We start from the raw sequence: 20,129 nt of genomic DNA on the forward strand, positions 1-20,129 counted from the left end.
TAGAAGATGGAAGCTGGAAGATGGAAGTATATTGCATCGTCACATTTTCGCATCAGCTCATTTTCAAATTTATATTTTGTTAGAAATTGAATGATTGGTAATATTACCATTTTCAAATTCTCAAATTAACTCATTTTCAAATTAATTAATTTCCAAATGCTAAAATTACAGCGCCTGTAATCAGCAGGTTTACCAATGCCATTGGAATCAACGTTTTCCAACCTAAATGCATTAACTGGTCATATCTGAATCTCGGAAGCGTCCATCTGATCCACATAAAGATCAAAATTCCGATGATTGTTTTAATTAGAAATGCAACAATACTCAAAATTCCTGCGGTATTTTCTCCCCAGTTCTGAGTTACCCATTCAATTCCTGGATAATTGTAGCCTCCGAAGAAAAGAACAACCATAAAAGCATTAGAAATAAACATGTTCACATATTCACCGAACATGTACAATCCCAATTTCATGGATGAATATTCTGTAGAATATCCTGTTACCAGTTCAGATTCACACTCCGGTAAATCGAAAGGGTGTCTGTTCGTTTCTGCCAAAGCGGCTACAATAAATACTAAGAAAGCAATCGGTTGGTAGAAAATATTCCAGTTAAGTCCGGAAACCCATGGAATAACGCCCCATAATTTCCCGTTGGTCTGGCTTTCCGTAATTTCTTTTAAATCTAAACTTCCTGTCATCATAATAATAGAAAGCAAAGCCAGTCCCATTGCCAATTCGTAAGAAATCATCTGAGAAGAAGCACGGATTGCACCTAATAAAGAATATTTGTTATTGGAAGCCCAGCCTCCGATCATAATTCCGTAAACACCGATGGAAGCCATCCCGATGATGAAAAGCACCCCAACATCAATATTTGCAACCTGCAGGTCATAAGAAGTACCGGCAATATTTAAACTTTTACCCCAAGGAATAACTGCTCCCGTGATCAATGATATAAACATTACCAAAGCCGGCCCCAATACGAAAAGGAACTTTTCTGCATTGGCAGGGGTGAAATCTTCTTTAAAGAAAAACTTCCCACCATCGGCAAGAGGTTGCAACAATCCGAATGGTCCTGCTCTGTTCGGCCCTATTCTGTCCTGCATAATGGCAGCAACTTTTCTTTCTGCCCAGGTAGAATAGGCTGCAATCGTAAGCGAAAGAAGGAAAAGCGCCAGTACAAGTATCAATTTAAATGTAAGTAAATCCATTTTTATTTTAAATGTTTGAAGATGGGAGCTGGAAGCTGGAAGTTTATCACATCGTGGCATTAACTCGTCATCACATTACCAAAATTTTTTATATTTTTTTAAATGATTGAAACTAAAGTAGAAATGTAGGTTTTGCGGTTACAAACTTCCATCCTCGAGCTTCAAGCATCCGACTTTTATTTTTCGTCTTTTTCACTGATTTCTTTAGCCATTGGATTGTCTAAAACTCTTAGCTCATCTTTTGGCTTTTCGTAGTGATTCAATGAAATAACAGAGTGTCTGTCGATGTGTCTCGGACCTTCGATATTCCAGTCAGAAAGCTCTTTTCTTTCAAAACGACATGTATCACAGATAAATTCTTCAACTTCTCCCCACTGATCCTTTCTTGCTGTAACTCTTACAATTTCATCTCCTTTCATCCATACAACAGCTTTTCCTGAACACTTGTCGCACTTACAAGAAGCATTCATAGGCTTTGTAAACCAAACTCTGCTTGCAAAACGTGCCGTTCTGTCGGTTAATGCTCCTACCGGACAAACATCAATTACGTTTCCGATAAAATCATTGTCCAATGCTTTATTTAAGTAAGTTGAGATTTCAGCATGATCCCCTCTGAAAAGAATTCCGTGCTCTCTTTCTCCGGTTAACTGGTTGGCAGCCAGCACACATCTTGCACAAAGGATACAACGATTCATATTCAGTTTGATGTGCGGGCCAAGATCATCGGCATCGTATGTATTTCTTTCGAATTCGGTTCTGGTATTTTCTACACCGTGTTCATATCCCAGATCCTGAAGATGGCATTCTCCGGCCTGATCACAGATCGGGCAGTCTAATGGGTGGTTTACCAATAGAAATTCGGTAACGGCTTTTCTTCCTTCCTGAGCTTTTTCGGAAGTAAGATTTTTAACCTCCATACCGTCCATTACATTTGTTCTGCAGCTTGCCACCAATTTCGGCATAGGACGCGGATCTGCTTCAGATCCTTTAGAAACTTCTACCAAACAGGTTCTGCATCTTCCTCCGCTTGTTTCCAATTTGCTGTAGTAGCACATTGCAGGAGGTACAGATTTTCCGCCGATTTGTCTTGCCGCTTCCAGGATGGAAGTTCCAGGCAACACTTCGGTAGTCTGTCCGTCTATAGTTATTTTAAATTTTTTAACCTCTTCGCTCATATTCTATGCTTTTCGCTTTTTACTGTTCGAGCAGTAAGCTTTATTAATTATACTTCCTTGTATTAAATGTATAGCCGATACCCAGATCAACTTCTCCGAACACAAAATCCTGTGAAGCCTTATCCGGCTTATTATTCAGAGTTGTTTTAATATCCGGCATATTAATGTAACCCAATTTACCTTCTAGCTGAACGACAACGTGTCTTATGGCTACGAGACTTACCGCTCCTCTGATGTCGGCACCGAACCCTGCAAGATGGAATCTGTCACTTCTTTCATTTCCCATCAGCTTTACATTCGATTTTGGCAGCAGGGCACCGATTCCGGCTCCATAGCTCAGAAAAAGATCAATATTTTTTTTATTTAAAACATTATGATACTTCTGAGCACCAATATTAATATAATTAAGACCGTCTGTGTGTTCAAATGTTAATAATTTGGCATCACTTAAATCTACTTTTCCGTCATGCACCAGTTCAGCATATTCAGGATTATTGATATAACCTTTAAAATCAACCGTCTGATTCTGATCCATCACATATTTCATATGATCCATTCCTAACGTAATCCCCAGATTATCTTTAGGAAAATACGTAATTCTGTAGTTTACCTGCGGAATTGTGATTGAGCTAGGTTTAAAATACACTCCCCAACCAAATTTCGTCTGTCTGTCATGGGCAACAACATTATTCAGTTGAAAATCATATCCATCTCCTTTAAAATGAATATCCGATTTTGAATATACCGAATTGTTCCACCCCCAAAATACCATTACTGATCCTTTTTTAAACGGATCCACATGATTTCCCTGGGCTTTCATACCCAGTGTTACTGCTAACCCAAGCAGTAATACACACTTTTTTATCACCCTAATTTATTGTCTTAAAAGCAGCCTAAGCTGTCGGCGCCGGAATCGGATCTGCGTAATGTGCCAATCCGTAGTTTTGTGTTAAGCACAGTTCCGGGTTTTTCACGTGCCATTCAAATTCATCTCTGAAATGACGTATTGCCGCTGCTACAGGCCACGCCGCTGCATCCCCCAATGGGCAGATTGTGTTACCTTCTATTTTTCTCTGAATATCCCAAAGCAAATCGATGTCTTCCATCTTACCTTGTCCATTCTCAATTTTCTTTAATATTTTATACATCCATCCCGTACCCTCTCGGCATGGTGTACATTGTCCGCAACTTTCGTGATTATAGAATCTCGCTAAAGTCATGGTATGTTCTACGATACACTGATCTTCATCCAGTACGATGAAACCTCCGGAACCCATCATGGTACCGGTGGCAAAACCTCCGTCTGACAATGATTCGTAGTTCATGTATCTTGGTTCTCCGTTTACGGTTTTCAGCAGTAAATTTGCCGGAACAATCGGCACTGAGCTTCCTCCAGGAATACAAGCCTTTAATTTTTTTCCGTTTTTAATACCGCCGCAATATTCGTCTGAATAAATGAATTCTTCAACCGTAATGGTCATGTCGATTTCATAAACTCCCGGTTTATTGATGTTTCCACAAGCGGAAATTAATTTTGTGCCTGTAGATCTTCCTACACCTATTTTGGCGTATTCCGCTCCGGTAATATCTATGATTGGAACGATTGCTGCAATAGATTCAACGTTATTTACTACGGTTGGTCTTTCCCAAAGACCTTTTACAGCCGGGAATGGCGGTTTCAGTCTTGGGTTTCCTCTTTTTCCTTCAAGGGATTCCAGCAAAGCCGTTTCTTCACCGCAGATATATGCTCCGGCACCTCTCTGAACATAAATTTCGAGATCGAACCCGGTTCCGAGAATATTTCTACCTAAAAATCCGGCAGCTTTTGCTTCTTCGATGGCTTCTTCTAAAATATCCGGAATCCAGGAATATTCTCCTCTGATGTAGATGTAAGAAACATTCGAACCCAAACAATATGATGAAATAAGCATTCCTTCAATTAATAAATGAGGAAGAAATTCCATCAGGTACCGGTCTTTAAAAGTTCCCGGTTCAGATTCATCGGCATTTACTACCAGGTGTCTTGGAACGCCTTCCGGTTTTGCCAAAAAGCTCCATTTCATACCGGTTGGGAATCCTGCTCCACCACGTCCTCTCAGTCCGGAAGCTTTTACTTCTTCCAGGATTTCGTCCGGTGTCATTTTCAGGGCTTTTTCAGCTGCTCCGTAACCGCCTTGTTTACGGTAGGTTTCGAAATAGCGTATTCCTTCTATATGTGCGTCTTTAAGTAAAAGTTTTTTACTCATTGTTATATGCTTATTGCAATTGGCTTTTAGCTTCTTGCATTTAATTATTAAAATTTAAATTAATTTAAACCTGAGATTTAAATTTTTATTAGTCTAAAGCGATTTGTCCTTCTCTGCAAAGATCGAGGATTTCGTCTACTTTTTCTATCGTTAAATTTTCATGAAAGAATTTCCCCAGCTGCATCATCGGCGCGTATCCGCAAGCGCCTAAACATTCTGCAGGCTTTAGGGTGAACATTCCGTCTTCCGTAGTTTCTCCGTCTTTAATGTTCAGTTTAGTCCTGATATGATTCAGAATTTTTTCGCTTCCTGAAACCATACAAGGTCCAGTTCTGCAGACTTCCAAAACATATTTGCCTACCGGTTTCATGTTGAACATCGTATAGAATGTTGCCACTTCATATACTTCAATCGGTTTTATACTTAATAATTCTGCAACATAATCCATTACTGGAACGTCTAACCACCCACCGAATTCTTTCTGGGCCAAATGCAGTACAGGAATAAGTGCAGATTTTTGTCGGCCCTCAGGATATCTTGCGATCATTTTGTGTACCTGTGCTAAACTTTCCGGTTTAAAAGCTATTGTTTCGCTCATTTTTATTTAAGATTAAAGAACATTATTATAGAGTATACTCTGATTCTGTCCTAAATTCAATTTTATATTGGGGTGATGAAAGTCTTTTATCCTTCATCTTTTTTTCTAAATTCTTTTTATGCGTCTAATTCTCCGGCAATAATATTCATACTACACATTGTAACAATGGCATCTGAAATTACAGAGCCGGTAATCATCTCAGGATAAGCCTGATAATAGATGAAACACGGTCTTCTGAAATGCAGTCTGTAAGGACTTCTTCCGCCATCACTTACCAGGTAAAATCCTAATTCTCCGTTTCCACCTTCTACAGCATGATATACCTCACCTGTAGGCACATCTGTTTCTCCCATTACGATTTTGAAATGGTAAATCAATGCTTCCATTTTTTGATAAACATCAGCCTTTTCAGGAAGATAAAAATCAGGAACATCCGCATGGAATGGTCCTTCCGGAAGATTTTCGTATGCTTGTTTGATGATTTTAATGGATTCCCAGACTTCCTGCTGGCGGACCATGAAACGGTCGTAAGTATCTCCGGAAGTTCCCACAGGAATAATGAAGTCGAAATCCTGGTATGAAGAATAAGGCTGTGCAACTCTTACATCGTAATCTACGCCTGTTGCACGTAAATTCGGACCTGTGAAACCATAGCTTAATGCTCTTTCTGCAGAGATCGCTCCTGCTCCGATGGTTCTGTCCATGAAGATTCTGTTTCTTTCCAGTAAAGTACAGAACTCTTTGAATCTTGGCGGGAACGTTTTAAGGAAATCCTTGATCAGCTCATGGAATTTAGGTGTGAAATCTCTTTCAAAGCCTCCTATTCTTCCCATGTTGGTAGTCATCCTTGCACCGCAGATCTGCTCATACATATCATAAATACGTTCTCTTTCGATGAACATGTAGGTAAGACCGGTAATTGCTCCGGAGTCCATTCCCGTTACCCCGTTACAGATCAAATGGTCCCCGATTCTTGCAAGCTCCATTAAAATAACACGCATATAATCTACACGTTTCGGAACTTCAACGCCGATCAGTTTTTCCACTGTCATGTGCCAACCTAAATTGTTGATGGGCGCAGAACAGTAATTCATACGGTCGGTAAGGGTAGTGATCTGAGAATAGTTTCTTCTTTCTGAAATTTTCTCAAATGCTCTATGGATATATCCAACAGTTTGTTCTGCATGAAGGATTCTTTCTCCGTCCATGGTAAGGACATTCTGGAAAATCCCGTGTGTTGCAGGGTGGGTCGGACCTAAATTGAGGGTGTACAACTGCCCGTCAATCTGCTCCTTACTGTCGTATTGGTTGAGTATATTGGATAATGAGTTATCTTTCATAATGATTGCTTTTAGCTATTTGCTTCTGGCTATAGGCAAGCCGCCATTGGCCATTCGCTTTTTATCTTCCGAACATTGCATCGTCCTTATCGGTTCTTGTGCCGTCTTCCAGACGATATTCTTTCAGCATAGGGTGGTAACCGAGATCTTCCATGTTCAGAATTGGTCTGAGATCAGGATGTCCTTTAAATTTAATTCCGTAAAAATCGTAGGTTTCTCTTTCCATCCAGTTGGCTCCTGCATAAAGATCTACTAAAGAATCTACCTCAATATTTTCCCTGGACATGAAGATTTTAATACGGAGTCTGAAATTCGTCATCATGTTGTGCAGGTGATATACAACCCCAATTTCTTTTTCAGGAAATTCCGGGTAATGGATTCCGCAAACATCGGTAAGGAAATTAATTTCCAGGGATGAGTCTTTCAGATAGTGAACGATTTTTTTCAGATCTTCTTTCTTTACCTCAATCGTCAGCATTCCATAAGGCTCTGAACTTGAAATTACAGACTCCGGAAATTCTCTTGTGATTGCTTCTAATACAAATTCGTTTGTCATTTCCGTTAGTTGCTAATGTTGTAAGAATCTAATAGTTTCTGATATTCAGGCATATCTCTTCTTCTGATACTTTCGCTTTCCGCCAAAGCCTGAACCTGCATTACGCCTTCGATAATCTGCTCCGGTCTTGGAGGACATCCCGGTACATATACGTCCACAGGAATGATTTTGTCGATCCCCTGCAATACGGAATAGGTATCGAAAATACCTCCGCTGCATGCGCATGCACCAACGGATACTACCCATTTCGGCTCTGCCATTTGTGTATATACTTCTTTAAGCACGGGGCCTAATTTTTTTGATATCGTTCCGCAAACCATCAATAAATCTGCCTGTCTTGGTGAGAAAGAGTTTCTTTCCATACCAAATCTTGAAGCATCATATGTTGGATTGAGGGTTGCCATAAACTCGATACCACAACAAGAGGTTGCAAAAGGCAGCGGCCATAGAGAAAACTTTCTGGCCATCCCGATTACACTGCTCAGTTTCGTTGCGAAAAACCCTTCTCCTTCAAATCCTTCCGGAGCAGGTGCATCTGTTCTTATTATTGGTTTGTTATCTGACATTTTTTTTAGATTTAAGATTTTAATTTTAGATTCAAAATTACTGGTAATGTTAGCTTTAAAGTAAAATGAATTGTCTAAAATTGTCATTTAAAATTTCTATTCCTTTTATTTATCCCAATCTAATGCGCCGCGTTTCCAGACATAAAAAAATGCCATAAAGAAAATTGCCACAAACATGAGCACTGCTAAGAATCCTTCCATTCCGAATTCTCTGAAGTTTACTGCATACGGATAAAAAAATACGATTTCAATATCGAATAATACAAACAATACCGCTGTCAAAAAGTATTTGATGGAAAACGGCGTTCTTGCATTTCCTTCCACCGGGACTCCACATTCCCAGCTTTGGTTTTTCACAGAATTTCCTTTTTTCTGTTTCGGACCTAAAAAATGTGCTCCAAGCAAAGAAATGGCTACGAAACCTATCGCAACACCCGCTTGTATAAGGATTGGAATATAACTTTCAGGTAAATTCATTTTTGCATTATTATCTCAATTTGCAAATTTAGGGAATAAACAAGAAAGCATGAAATTTATACCATTAAAAGTCTCACTAAAATGGATAAAACGCACAATTTAGAATCAATAAAAATAAGATTATTTCTTCATTTTTTTAAGGAGAGAAAATGCCATAAAGGAAATGTAGCCAAATAAGATGCTGGCATAGATGATATTTATGGCTGTGTCAATTCTTTCATTGTCTGTTTGGAGAAACAGATTGAAAACAATAAATCCTGCAATTAAAACTCCAAAAATAATAAGAGGCGTTTTCATATCTAGTGATGAATAATTTAGTTAATTAAATTAAATGACATTTAAAGAATATGTTCGTCTTCTTTTGTGGTTCACAGGATTATAATCCTGCCAAAGGAGCTGTATGCTTTTGTTTTCTTCAAGTTCAGGATTGGTTTCAAGATATTTTACACCTTTTTTCCTGAAAAGTTTCCATATTTCTTTAAAAATAATAGAAGTAACACCTCTTCGCTGATAATCCGGATGAATTCCTATTAAATAAAAATTAGCCCGGTCGTTTTTCTTTCCTGCTTTCAGAAAATGCCACCATCCGAAGGGTAAAAGTTTCCCTCCTGATTTTTGTAAAGCTGTGGAATAAGAAGGCATTGTAATGGCAAAAGCGATGAGCTGATCTGCATCATCGGCAACACAAACAATATAATCTTTATCTATCAGCTTAAAATATTTTTCTTTGTATGTTTTACGCTGTTCATCGGAAATAGGAGTGTATGTAGAGAGATGTTTATAGGTTTCGTCAAGAAGGTCAAACATAGGATCTACATATTCGATAATCTCTTCTTTTGATTTGAATTTCAGGACTCTAAGTCTGTATTTTTGGGATATTAATTCGTTGAATTTGTGAATTTTATCAGGGAGTATTTCCGGAAATTGAAGTTCAAATTCTACCCATTCCTTTTCTTTTGTTAAGCCTAATTTTTCAAGATGTCTTGGATAATATTCATGATTATAAATTCCGATCATCGTTGCCAGCTTGTCAAATCCTAAAGTCAGCATTCCTGCTTTATCAAGATTGGTAAAACCCATTGGACCTTCTATTTTGTCAATGTTTTTTTCTTTGGCATAATTTATAGCGGTGTCTATTAGCGCTTCAGACACTTCAAAGTCATCGATGAAATCAATCCATCCGAAACGGACTTTTCTGATACCCAGCTCTTTTTTTTCTTTATGATTGATTATTACGGCAATCCTGCCAACAATTTTATTGTCTTTAAAAGCCAGAAACTGCTTCGCTTCAGAATATTGTAGGGCAGGGTTTTCAGCAGGATTCCAAATGTTGATTTCATCATTGATAAATGACGGCACATAGTAAGGGTTGTTTTTATACAGATCCATTGGAAATCTGACGAATTGCTTTAACTGATCCGTTGTTTTTACTTCAATTACTGAAATTGTAGACATAGTTTTAAAGGCAAATTAATAAGCAAATATAACCAAATAAATGCTAAACTTTGGCACAGTTTTTACATCATATCGGGTGAAAATATATTATAAAGTTACTAAAATGATAGGGTATTATATAATCATTGGGATTTCAATGCTTGTAAGCTGGTGGGTTTCATCCAGGCTGAAGTCGAAATTCGAATATTATTCAAAAGTGCATCTTCGGAACGGGCTTTCCGGAAAGGAGGTGGCAGAGAAGATGCTGAGAGATAACGGAATTAATGATGTTCAGGTAATATCGGTTCCGGGGCAATTAACAGACCACTACAATCCTGAAAATAAAACGGTGAACCTTTCAGAAGCCGTTTACATGCAGAGAAATGCGGCTGCGGCTGCAGTTGCTGCCCATGAATGCGGACATGCTGTACAGCATAAAGTAGGATATTCAATGCTGCAGCTTCGTTCAAAACTGGTGCCTGTAGTACAGATAAGCTCAAATCTTATGCAGTTTGTGCTTATTGCAGGGATTATGATTATGGCTGCTACACAATCTATTGAGAACCCAACGGGAAACCGTTTGGTTTTGGCAATAGGCGTGATCATGTTTGCATGTACAACGCTGTTTGCTTTTATTACTCTTCCTGTAGAATACGATGCGAGTAACAGAGCAATGAAATGGCTGAGAGATACCGGTACGGTAACCGCAGAAGAGTATGTAGGGGTAAAAGACAGTTTAAAATGGGCGGCCAGAACCTATGTGGTAGCGGCTATCGGATCATTGGCTCAGCTTTTATACTGGGCATCACTGCTTATGGGAGGCAGAAGAGATTAATTTTTAAAATTAAAAGTTATATGCTGCATTTCGGACAGTTTGTCCGAAATGCTTTTTTTTTGTGACAGCTTTAACGATGCGGTAACCTTACATTTTTCTTCAGCAGCAAAATCCATCACTTTTGCGTCATATTTAGAAAGAATTGTAAAGATGATGTTTTGCTGATCAAAATTGAAATTTATTTCTAATATTGTTTCAAGTTCCTTTGTAATAATGTGAGATTCTTCCAAAGTGAGCTTAGCAGATTCTTTATATGTTTTTACCAAGCCGGAAACCCCTAGTTTTGTACCGCCGTAATAGCGGACCACAATAACGATTACATTGGTAATTTCATGGGCAAGAAGCTGGTTGTAAATCGGAAGTCCAGCGCTTCCCGAAGGTTCTCCGTCGTCATTGGCCCGATAATTTTCCCCGTGGAGCCCTATTCTGAAAGCATAACAATAGTGTGTCGCTTTGGGATGCTCTGATTTTATTTGTTCTAAAGCATGTTTAAGCTCTTCTTCATTGTTTACCGGATAGGCAAATCCTATAAATTTACTTCCTTTTTCTTTTAATAAAATATTTTCTACGGGTTTTTCTATCGTTTTGTACTCAAACAACATAATTCTTTCTCTTGTAAAATCGTATTAAATTATCCCTGAATATTTCTTTTTTTTCAGGTTTTGCGTCAAATTGCGGAGCTTTTGTACCGTTTTCAAGTTTTAAATTTTTATTTTCAATGACTATAGCTTCATCCCAAAGATTTTCATCAATAAATTGTTGAAGGGTAAATCTTCCTCCTTCTATGATCACCGACTGGATTTGTTCGTTGTACAGTACATGCATCAGTTCATTCAGTGGATTTTCTTTATTGATTTTTATAAAACGGATATTTCCTTTTTCTTCATCTTTAACCGCATTAACAACCAAAGTTTTTGCATCTTCATTATAAATATTGAAATCCTGCGGGACTTTCAGGTCAAAATCGATCAAAATTCTCACAGGGTTTATGCCTTCAACATTTCGTACTGTGAGAGCAGGATTGTCATTCAAAGCGGTTTGGGTTCCTACAAGAATGGCGTGTTCGTCTGCTCTAAGATTGTGAACAAACTGATTGACCAATGGATTTGAGATGGAAACCGGTTTAAAATCTTTATCCATAAACCCGTCACCGGACTGTGCCCATTTCAGAATAATATATGGTCTTTTCTTTTCATGATAAGTGAAAAATCTCTTGTTTAATTCGGTGCACTCTTTCTCAAAAGTTCCTGAAACGACTTCTATTCCCGCATCCTGAATGATTTTTTTTCCTTTTCCGTTTACTTTATCATGAGAATCCATAGCTCCGATAACTACTTTTTTAAAGCCCAGTTCTTTGATTTTTAAGGCACACGGCGGTGTCTTTCCATAATGAGCGCAGGGTTCCAGCGATACATAGATTGTGGATTCCGGGATAAGGGAAAGATCTTTAACGGAATTAATGGCATTGATTTCCGCATGGTTTTCACCTGCTTTATGATGATAGCCTTCACCGATAATTTGGTCATTATGTACGATGACGCTTCCAACCAGCGGATTAGGATAAGTTTTTCCTAATGCTTTGTTAGCGAGTTCAATACATCTTTTTATATAAAATTCGTCCTGCATATTGAATGAAAAAAGCGAAGACAAATTACTTTGCTCCGCCTTTTTAATTTTAAATTATATTATTCTCCTGCAATAATGCTGTGAAGATTTTGTTTTAATGTTTCAAGATGAGTCTTTTTCTCATCAATAGAATCAAATGTTTCTTTTAAAAGCGGGTTTTCTCTGGATGGATTCTTGAAGAAAGCAAGGTTATTTTCCAGTTTTACAATTTCAGCTTCAAGATCCGAGATCTGGCTTTTTATTTTTCTTGCTTTATCAGTTAGCTGATTTTCAGATAAACCTTCTTCTTTGAGCTCAAGCTCGTTGATTTTGTTGAGTTTAAGCTTTTCTCTTAATGTTTTGTTGAATTCTGTATTGATTGAAATCTTATCTCTAGGGACTTTTCCGATATTGTTCCATGAGGTTTTTATCGCTTCGATTCTTTCGATGCTTCCTTCTTCGTTGGTTACTGTTTTCAGTTCATCGAGAAGTGCTTTTTTATTTTTATAATTTTCTTTCCAGTTATCGGTAGAAGCATTACTCTTTTCTCTGTAATTATTGAAAAAGGCATTACAGGCATCGCGGAATTCGTCCCAGATTTTATTGGTCATGCTTTTGGGAACGTGACCTATTTTCTTCCAGTCTTCCTGGAGCTTTTTAAATAAAGGTACTGCAATATCCCACTCTTCGTTGTTCTGGTTATCTTTTGCTGTCTGGATAAGTTTTAGTTTTTCTTCAAGATTCGCTTGCTGAGAGCCTTTTAATGACTTGTAATAGGTATTTTTAGTTGTGTTGAAGGATCTTAAAGTTGTTTTGAAATCATTCCAGTTTTGGTTGGAAAGTTTTCTTGGCACACTTCCTGTTTTCAGGAATTCCGATCTTAATTCTTCTACTCTTTTAATGGCATTTTGCCAGTAATTATGGTTCGGATTTTCAGACGGTTCCGAAAGTTTTTTTATTTCGGCGATAATCTGATTTTTCTTCTCAAGATTTTCATTTTGTTCGGTTTCGATAGCTGCTGAAAGTTCAGACTTTCTTTCGTGGATTTTATTGGAAATTTCCTTGAACTCTTCCCATGTTTTTTCACGGAACTCTTCTGCAACCGGCTCTGCTTCTTCTTTCCAGAGTTTATGAAGGTACTGAAGCTCATTTAGTGCTTTCTGAATAACAGGTTCCTGTTCCAGTTGCTTTGCACGCTCAATGATATGCTGTCTTTTTTCAAGATTATGGCTGTATTCCTGTTCAAGAAACTCTTTATTGAGATCCAACATCTGGTAAAACTGATTCAGATGATGAAAATAATTGTTGTTAAGAATTTTGAATTCAGACTTTGCTACCTGTCCTGCCTTAGACCAGTCTTCCTTAATCTCTCTTATGGATTTGAAAAGATTGGTTCCGGGTTCGGAATTAGTGTACAGACTTTTAAGTCTTTCAATGATATTCTGGCGGTGTTCCAGGTTTTTTTTCTGCTCCTCTTCCTGTCCTTTTTGGAAGGTGTCATGTTTTTCCCTGAAAATATTTACCAAGGCTGAAAATTTAGCCTGAGAAGGGTGTTCAAAGTTAAAATTTTCAGGAGCATTTCCCGCATCGATATATTCGTGTTTTTTGTCCTCCACTTCATCATGGATGTAATGACTTGCTTTCTCTTTAAGCTGATTAAATTTTTTGAAATTTTCACCGGCATTGGGAGCATTGATGATTTTCTCCATTTCCTTCAGTGTATCACTGAGGGAAAGCTGTACCTCTTCATGTTCTTCGTCGTGCTCATGTTCTTCAGCATGAACGGTTTCATCTTTTGGAGTGGCGTCTTCTGAAGTTTCTTCCGAAGATTCCGGAGTAAATTTTTTGTTTTCCTCGTTTTCAGAAAGATTGTTTTCTGTAATCATAGCAAATCGTTTATTGTGAGTGGCATTAATATAGCTTCTAAATATATAGCAAAAAAGCCAAATATAGCACTAATTTATGTTATTTTTTTTGAAAGTTCCAAATTTCCCAGGCTTTTTCTGCCTGTTGCTCAAGCATGTAATATCCATTCACTGTTTTTGCTCCTTTTTCTGAAGCTTTGATAATGAATTGCGTATAGCTTGGGTTGTAAATCAAATCAATGATGAGATGGTCTTTTGTGATGCCTTCAAAAGGAAAATCCAGGCATTCCTCTACATTGGGAAAAGTTCCCACCGGGGTACATTGAATGATAATTTTGTGATCTTCAACCATTTTTCTGTCCAGATTGAGATAATTTATTTCCGTATTTCTTGACACTGTAACAGATGGAATATTATTCTTGTCCAGAATGTATTTTACCGCTTTTGCTGCGCCGCCGTTTCCTAATACGATCGCCGATTCCTGGTGTGGCTTTTTGTGAAGCAGTAATGTTTTTTCAAACCCGAAGGCATCTGTGTTGTAGCCGGTTGTTTTTCCGTTTTCAATTAAAACGCAATTTACGGCACCAATTTTTTTTGCCTCCTCACTGAGATCATCCAGATAGTCGATGATTTTTTCTTTGTAAGGAATGGTAACGTTAAATCCTATCAGATCAGGAATAGTGAAAAGTTCGTTCACTTCGTGAATTTCAGTCAGATCAAAAATAGTATAAGAATAGCCTTTTAACATCAGTTTCTGAAATTTATCTTCAAAGAACTTTTTAGAGAAAGAATATGATATATTTCTTCCGATGAGGCCTAATTTTTTATTGGAATCCATAGTATAAAAATAAAAAAAAGACTGGAAAAACCGGTCTTTATATAAATATTTTTTTTATAGATTACTCTATCATAATTTTGAGGAAAAGAATATTTTCTTTCATTTATTTTAAATTTTTGAGGCTTTTCTGTAATCTGGATTATATCTTTCCTGAAAATAAAAATCAAAGCTTTTTTAATTTCACGAATATTTTTCTTATACGGGTTAATTTTTAGTAATATAATCTTTACTTATTTTAGAAAACACCCATGAAATACCAAAGCCGAAAAGTGCTGCAGTAACCGCGACAATGAGATAGTTTTTGCCTACGATTTTTACCGGAAAAGGCAGGGTTTCATTGGCTTTGAAAAACTCGGTATACTGCTGGAAAAAGCAAAGTGCAGTTCCAAGAATGAGCCCGGAAATAATTCCCAAAACAACGATAAGAATTCCTGTATAAAAATAAATCTGACGAAGATGGCTTAAAGGTAACCCTAATGACACCAAGGATTTTGCCTGCTGTTTTTTGTCAAGTTGTAAAATAATGATAGCTCCCGCAAGGTTAAAGGTTGTAATAAAAATGACCAGTGCAAAAATTAAATAAATAAATAATTTTTCGGTGTTGATCATTTTCCAGAATGCAGCATTTTCTTCTTCTTTGGTTTTAATATCAACATTTTTTCCTAAAGAAGACAGGAGCTGCTGTTTTACTAAATTTGTATTATCAGGATTTTTTAGTTTGATAACAATCTGATAAGTGGAGTGTTTTGGAAGGTTCAGTAACTCTTCGGTAAGTTCAATAGGTGCGATAATGTAATTGTCCAATTGGTCTTTACCGGGAAAGACTCCTGTCACCAGAATGTCTTTTTTGTTATAAATATCCTCCTCTTTATTGATAATTCCGGTTCCCGGTTTAGGCATAAATAATGTTGCATAATCTGAATTGGAAGGTACCGGAATGGAAAGCCTGTTATCCAGGGAGTTTTCCATTAAAACTTCATTGGAATACTTAAAACCCGGATAGGCTCCGTAAAAAATATCTTTATCAATAGGATTTACTTTTGTGTAAGCGGAATCTACACCTCTCAGATAAGCAATATCGCCTTTTCCGTTATAGCTGATGTAAACTTTTTCTTCAATAACCCTTGAAAAATGACTGATTTCTTTATTGTTTTTAAGAATAGTATTTATATTGTCAAAATCTTTCAGGGTTTTTCCGGAATTGCTTTTAATGGTAAGATCTGCATGAAGATTGGAAATGAGTTCCTTGTTGAGATCTTCCAGTCCTGAGAATACCGAAATGATGACAAACATTGCAGTAACGGCAACCGTCATAGCCCCAACAGCAAGCCAGGTAATGAATGTAACTGCAGTGCTTCCTTTTTTTGACAAAAGGTATCTGGATGCGATATAAAATGCAATATTTTTCAAAGGTTACAGAATAGGATTATCACCTTCACCTCTTAATTCCCGGTCTAATTTTTCAACGTCATCAAGAGTAGTATCTAAATAAAAGTTGAGATTAGGAATGACACGAACCTGTTTGGCCATTTTCTGACCGATGAAATTTCTATACTGCGCTTTATTTTCTTCTATTTCTTTCATCACGGCAGCACGGAATTCCTGAGGAAATATGCTCAGATAGATTTTAGCGATTCCTAAATCTGCGGTCACTTTTACATCAGAAACTGATACCAAAATGCCTTGCCCGCTTTCTGCAGCCTGTTTGCGGAAAAGTTCCGCGAAGTCTTCCTGTATGATCTGTGCTACTTTTCGTTGTCTGTTGCTTTCCATAAGTTGTGCAAATTTAGTACTTTTGTTTGAATTGATACTTTGAAAATTTGAACGTTTATCAAATTTACAACTTAATATATAATTTATGAAATTAGAACATATCGGTATAGCGGTAAAATCTTTGGGAATTTCAGACGAGCTCTTTTCCAAACTTCTGGGAACGGAATCTTATAAAAAAGAAACAGTGGAGAGAGAAGGTGTTGTCACATCATTCTATGCTGCAGGAGAAAGTAAAATTGAACTTCTGGAAGCCAGTAGAGAAGAAAGCCCGATCTCCAGATTTATTGATAAAAAAGGGGAAGGTATTCACCATTTGGCTTTTGGTGTTGAAAATATACTATATGAAGTTGCACGATTAAAAAAGGAAGGATTTGAGTTTATTTCCGAAGAACCAAAGGAAGGAGCTGATAATAAATTAATTGTATTCCTGCATCCGAAATGCACCAACGGGGTACTTGTAGAACTTTGTCAAGAAAAGCAATAAAAAATTTTGTAGTGACGGAAATTTTGTTATTTTTGCAGTCACAAAATTCAACCAATTTTGCGGTCCTATAGCTCAGTTGGTTAGAGCACCTGACTCATAATCAGGTGGTCCCTGGTTCGAGCCCAGGTGGGACCACTTTTTAAATCAAGCACTTACAGAAATGTGGGTGCTTTTTTTATTTTTGGCTGCAACAATACTGCAACATTTTATTAATTTTGAATTGTGAATGATATTTACTATTTCAGACAAATCGAAACTTTTTCAAATTCTGTTGCTAATGAAATTGTACCATTAGAAAAATGCAACATTATTCCAATTGATGTAGATAACTTCAAATTTAAACAATTTTCCGTTCCTTCTAACATACTGAAATTGCTTAGAGAATTAGTAAAGCTATATAATTTAGAAATATTTTCTTCTGATTTTATCACACTGTTAGCTTTCACTCAAAATACATATTTTAATGAAAGTGAACATCTATCAATTATTAACTCGATGGATGAAGACTATTTAAATTTATCTAAAAATTTATCTTCACTATTTGATATTTTAGAAGAATATTTGTTTTCTAATAATTATAATTATTTAAAAAGTATTTATTTTAAAAATAAGAATGGTAATAATCTTACTGTTGATAATTTTTTCTTAGTTCAAGACATATACTCTTCAATAATTCATTATTACGGATTTAATAAGGATAATTTCAGCTCTAAAAGATTGCAAATACTGGAAGATGAATCGACTATGCAATTCAAAAATACATCTGAAATCTACAAAAAACAATTCATTAAGCAATTGCATTCTTTTTTAATTGACCGAGATTTAAAAAAATCAGATTCCCTCCGATTTATAGGTGTTTTTCTACATTTTGCTCAAATTCAAAGCAATAATAAATATCCAGTCGAGATTTACGATACTCTTAAAGAAAATATTGAGAGTATAGATTTAAAGAATCTAAACAATTATATTTCCAGATAAATTGAAACAAGATTTCAATTTTTTATTTTTTTCTGTTTCATATTTTTCCTCTTTATCTTAAGAATTTTGTCACTGTTTAACAACGAAGTCTAAATTTAACGACGTCGGGACTTCATAAAATAAAAAAAATGACAAAAGACACATTAGATAAAGAGTATTCTATGTTGCCAACATTTGTTGGAAAGAATATTTTAAGCTTGAGAGAAGCAGCCCAATATCTTGATTTATCAGAGAGTTCTATTTATAAATTGACATCTGAATCGAAAATTTCATTTTCCAAACCTAATGGTGGAAAATTATATTTCCAGAAAACTCATTTAGATAATTGGATGCTTCAAAATGAAAGTAAAAGTATAGATTCCATAGCAGAGATAATACTTAACAATTTAAAAGTTAGGAAAGATGTATAAGAGATTAGAAAATTATTCGATAGATCATGAGGCTAAAATTGTTTTTCATGAATTTAATAAAAGAATTTTAAGAAATATTGAAAACCTTTCAATTACTGAGGTTGTATCTAATGGCTATCTTTATGAAGTAAATGGAAAAACTAACCGTGGTATTGCTGTTACCTATTTCTCAAATAAAATTGAAATTTCAATTTTTCCTTCAAGTAATAAATATGATTATAAATTGGGAGATGTTTTGCTAAATTATTTAGCTTTTTATTCAAATGGGACTTTTTCTGTTGTGAATAAAAGTAAAAATAGCCCTCCATATGATGATGGAATGAAGAATGACAATAAAGGATACTTTATTTTTCCTAAAGTTTTTGAAAGCAAAATTAATATATAGAGACATGGAGGAAGTTAAATATAATAATGGAATTGTTAATGAAATGCTTGATGATAAAGTCTTTAAATTATTGCCTTCTGTATTGAAAAATCTAACAGATAATTTTGAAGGAAGAGAAAGAGATATAGTATTAGTATCATCATTATCTGTGTTAAGTGTTTGTTTACCTAATGTTTATGGGGTTTATGATAGTGATAAAGTTTATCCAAACCTTTATTCGATGATTATTGCTCCTGCGGCATCTGGCAAAGGTGTTATGAACAAGTCAAGAATTTTAATTGAGAAAATTCACGATAGATTATTGGAGTTAAGCATTCACGAACAGAAAGAATGTAGAGAAGAAAAGAAAAAAGCGAAGGAAAGAGATTTTGAAAATTGTCCTTCACCTGAAATCAAAATTTTGCCAGCCAATATTTCAACTGCGGAAATGTATTCCTATTTATCTAAATCACAGAACGGTTTAGTAATAATAGAATCAGAAGCGGACACAATGAGTATTATGCTAAATAATGATTGGAGTAATTATTCTGATGTATTGCGTAAGGCATTTCATCACGAGCCTTTATCAATTAGCAGAAAATTAGAAAATATTTTTGTTGATATAAAAGAACCTAAATTATCAATGCTTTTAAGTGGAACACCACAGCAACTCAAAAGTTTAATAAAATCTAAAGAAAATGGATTGTTTTCCAGGTTTATTGTTTATTCTTTTGATGAGATCTCTGGATTTAAATCTGATTTATTTTTAAAGAAAACAAATGATATCAACACGATATTTCAAAATGAAGCTTCTGTAATATTTGATTTTTATGGGAAGTTAAAAGAATTAGATTATGAAATAGAGTTTTTATTTACAGAGTCACAAAATAAAGCTTTTACAAAGGAATTTGAGATTTTACATGAGACAATTATAAACGGACATTCTCATTCATTTTTATCTAATTTACGTAGACATGGTCTTATATGTTATAGAATCGCAATGATTTTATCTGCATTAAGAAATTTAGATAGAATTATAGAAGATAAAAAGTTGCTATGTGAAAATGTTGATTTTATCTTAGCTTTAAGAATTACGAAGAAATTATTAAAACATTCATTAATAACATTTAATTCATTTGATGATTCATTCTTATCAGAAAATGATGAGCAATTTCTTTTTTCATTACCATCAACTTTTACAAGAGCGGAAGCAATACAAAAAGGTGAAACTTTAGGTATTCCAACCAGAACGGTTGACGATAAATTAAGCCAATGGAAAAAAAAGAAAATAATTATTCCGGTCAAACATGGTGAATATCGCAGAGACAGAAAGATGGTGTAAACCTGCAATTATTGCAGTTTTTGCAATTTAATT

22 protein-coding genes and 1 tRNA gene are annotated in these 20,129 nt (G+C 35.8%); 7 read left to right on the forward strand and 16 right to left on the reverse strand.

Features of this window, described 5'->3' with window-relative positions:
• Nucleotides 1-145: 145 nt before the first annotated feature.
• From nuoH to BUA76_RS14390, 10 genes are all read right to left on the reverse strand, one after another.
• Nucleotides 146-1,210 carry an NADH-quinone oxidoreductase subunit NuoH gene (gene nuoH, locus BUA76_RS14345; RefSeq protein WP_072885486.1) on the reverse strand — a complete coding sequence of 355 codons (1,065 nt, stop codon included), beginning with the start codon at nt 1,208-1,210 and terminating at the stop codon, nt 146-148.
• Between the two features lie 176 nt (nt 1,211-1,386).
• On the reverse strand, nt 1,387-2,385 hold the full coding sequence (locus tag BUA76_RS14350; RefSeq protein WP_072885487.1) for an NADH-quinone oxidoreductase subunit G: 999 nt from the start codon (nt 2,383-2,385) through the stop codon (nt 1,387-1,389).
• Nucleotides 2,386-2,428: 43 nt separating this feature from the next.
• On the reverse strand, nt 2,429-3,205 hold the full coding sequence (locus BUA76_RS14355) for a hypothetical protein (protein WP_072885488.1): 777 nt from the start codon (nt 3,203-3,205) through the stop codon (nt 2,429-2,431).
• Between the two features lie 73 nt (nt 3,206-3,278).
• Nucleotides 3,279-4,631, reverse strand: coding sequence for an NADH-quinone oxidoreductase subunit NuoF (gene nuoF / locus BUA76_RS14360; RefSeq protein WP_072885489.1), 1,353 nt, complete (start codon nt 4,629-4,631; stop codon nt 3,279-3,281).
• 88 nt (nt 4,632-4,719) lie between these two features.
• Nucleotides 4,720-5,229: an NADH-quinone oxidoreductase subunit NuoE family protein gene (locus BUA76_RS14365; RefSeq protein ID WP_029298766.1), complete on the reverse strand. Its 510-nt coding sequence runs from the start codon at nt 5,227-5,229 to the stop codon at nt 4,720-4,722.
• Nucleotides 5,230-5,345: 116 nt separating this feature from the next.
• Nucleotides 5,346-6,569 carry an NADH dehydrogenase (quinone) subunit D gene (gene nuoD / locus BUA76_RS14370; protein WP_072885490.1) on the reverse strand — a complete coding sequence of 408 codons (1,224 nt, stop codon included), beginning with the start codon at nt 6,567-6,569 and terminating at the stop codon, nt 5,346-5,348.
• A gap of 61 nt (nt 6,570-6,630) precedes the next feature.
• Nucleotides 6,631-7,125: an NADH-quinone oxidoreductase subunit C gene (locus tag BUA76_RS14375; protein ID WP_072885491.1), complete on the reverse strand. Its 495-nt coding sequence runs from the start codon at nt 7,123-7,125 to the stop codon at nt 6,631-6,633.
• Nucleotides 7,126-7,130: 5 nt separating this feature from the next.
• Nucleotides 7,131-7,691: an NADH-quinone oxidoreductase subunit B gene (locus BUA76_RS14380; RefSeq protein ID WP_066441001.1), complete on the reverse strand. Its 561-nt coding sequence runs from the start codon at nt 7,689-7,691 to the stop codon at nt 7,131-7,133.
• Between the two features lie 105 nt (nt 7,692-7,796).
• Nucleotides 7,797-8,168, reverse strand: coding sequence for an NADH-quinone oxidoreductase subunit A (locus BUA76_RS14385; protein ID WP_029298774.1), 372 nt, complete (start codon nt 8,166-8,168; stop codon nt 7,797-7,799).
• Nucleotides 8,169-8,495: 327 nt separating this feature from the next.
• Nucleotides 8,496-9,623 carry a GNAT family N-acetyltransferase gene (locus BUA76_RS14390; RefSeq protein WP_072885492.1) on the reverse strand — a complete coding sequence of 376 codons (1,128 nt, stop codon included), beginning with the start codon at nt 9,621-9,623 and terminating at the stop codon, nt 8,496-8,498.
• A 103-nt stretch (nt 9,624-9,726) separates the two neighbouring features.
• Here BUA76_RS14390 and BUA76_RS14395 point away from each other — a divergent pair, with 103 nt between their 5' ends.
• Nucleotides 9,727-10,437: a zinc metallopeptidase gene (locus BUA76_RS14395; RefSeq protein WP_178337343.1), complete on the forward strand. Its 711-nt coding sequence runs from the start codon at nt 9,727-9,729 to the stop codon at nt 10,435-10,437.
• Here BUA76_RS14395 and BUA76_RS14400 read toward each other — a convergent pair.
• The 6 genes from BUA76_RS14400 to BUA76_RS14430 all read right to left on the reverse strand — a co-directional run bounded on the left by BUA76_RS14400 (nt 10,434) and on the right by BUA76_RS14430 (nt 16,518).
• A complete protein-coding gene (locus tag BUA76_RS14400) occupies nt 10,434-11,039 on the reverse strand; it encodes an IMPACT family protein (RefSeq protein ID WP_072885493.1) in 606 nt (201 codons plus the stop codon). The genes BUA76_RS14395 and BUA76_RS14400 overlap by 4 nt on opposite strands.
• Entirely contained in the window at nt 11,029-12,063 is a 1,035-nt protein-coding gene (gene ribD, locus BUA76_RS14405) for a bifunctional diaminohydroxyphosphoribosylaminopyrimidine deaminase/5-amino-6-(5-phosphoribosylamino)uracil reductase RibD (protein ID WP_072885494.1), read from the reverse strand. The genes BUA76_RS14400 and ribD overlap by 11 nt, the downstream gene beginning before the upstream one ends.
• Before the next feature lie 59 nt (nt 12,064-12,122).
• On the reverse strand, nt 12,123-13,928 hold the full coding sequence (locus BUA76_RS14410; RefSeq protein ID WP_072885495.1) for a DUF349 domain-containing protein: 1,806 nt from the start codon (nt 13,926-13,928) through the stop codon (nt 12,123-12,125).
• Nucleotides 13,929-14,007: 79 nt separating this feature from the next.
• Nucleotides 14,008-14,745, reverse strand: a complete 738-nt coding sequence (locus BUA76_RS14415; protein ID WP_072885496.1) for a shikimate dehydrogenase family protein — start codon at nt 14,743-14,745, stop codon at nt 14,008-14,010.
• A gap of 204 nt (nt 14,746-14,949) precedes the next feature.
• A complete protein-coding gene (locus tag BUA76_RS14425) occupies nt 14,950-16,155 on the reverse strand; it encodes an ABC transporter permease (RefSeq protein WP_072885498.1) in 1,206 nt (401 codons plus the stop codon).
• A gap of 3 nt (nt 16,156-16,158) precedes the next feature.
• A complete protein-coding gene (locus tag BUA76_RS14430; protein ID WP_072885499.1) occupies nt 16,159-16,518 on the reverse strand; it encodes a ribosome-binding factor A in 360 nt (119 codons plus the stop codon).
• 85 nt (nt 16,519-16,603) lie between these two features.
• Here BUA76_RS14430 and mce point away from each other — a divergent pair, with 85 nt between their 5' ends.
• The 6 genes from mce to BUA76_RS14460 all read left to right on the forward strand — a co-directional run bounded on the left by mce (nt 16,604) and on the right by BUA76_RS14460 (nt 20,096).
• Nucleotides 16,604-17,002: a methylmalonyl-CoA epimerase gene (mce, locus tag BUA76_RS14435; RefSeq protein ID WP_072885500.1), complete on the forward strand. Its 399-nt coding sequence runs from the start codon at nt 16,604-16,606 to the stop codon at nt 17,000-17,002.
• Between the two features lie 61 nt (nt 17,003-17,063).
• Nucleotides 17,064-17,137, forward strand: a tRNA-Ile gene (locus tag BUA76_RS14440).
• An 87-nt stretch (nt 17,138-17,224) separates the two neighbouring features.
• Nucleotides 17,225-17,980 carry a hypothetical protein gene (locus BUA76_RS14445; protein WP_072885501.1) on the forward strand — a complete coding sequence of 252 codons (756 nt, stop codon included), beginning with the start codon at nt 17,225-17,227 and terminating at the stop codon, nt 17,978-17,980.
• A 128-nt stretch (nt 17,981-18,108) separates the two neighbouring features.
• Nucleotides 18,109-18,390 (forward strand): helix-turn-helix domain-containing protein, encoded by a 282-nt coding sequence (locus BUA76_RS14450; RefSeq protein ID WP_072885502.1) that lies wholly within the window; start codon nt 18,109-18,111, stop codon nt 18,388-18,390.
• Nucleotides 18,383-18,775 (forward strand): hypothetical protein, encoded by a 393-nt coding sequence (locus BUA76_RS14455; RefSeq protein ID WP_072885503.1) that lies wholly within the window; start codon nt 18,383-18,385, stop codon nt 18,773-18,775. The genes BUA76_RS14450 and BUA76_RS14455 overlap by 8 nt, the downstream gene beginning before the upstream one ends.
• 4 nt (nt 18,776-18,779) lie before the next feature.
• Complete coding sequence (locus BUA76_RS14460) at nt 18,780-20,096, forward strand: DUF3987 domain-containing protein (RefSeq protein WP_072885504.1); 1,317 nt, start codon at nt 18,780-18,782, stop codon at nt 20,094-20,096.
• The last annotated feature ends 33 nt before the right edge of the window (nt 20,097-20,129 follow it).

It is taken from the genome of Chryseobacterium takakiae (assembly GCF_900129385.1).
GTDB lineage: Bacteria > Bacteroidota > Bacteroidia > Flavobacteriales > Weeksellaceae > Chryseobacterium > Chryseobacterium takakiae.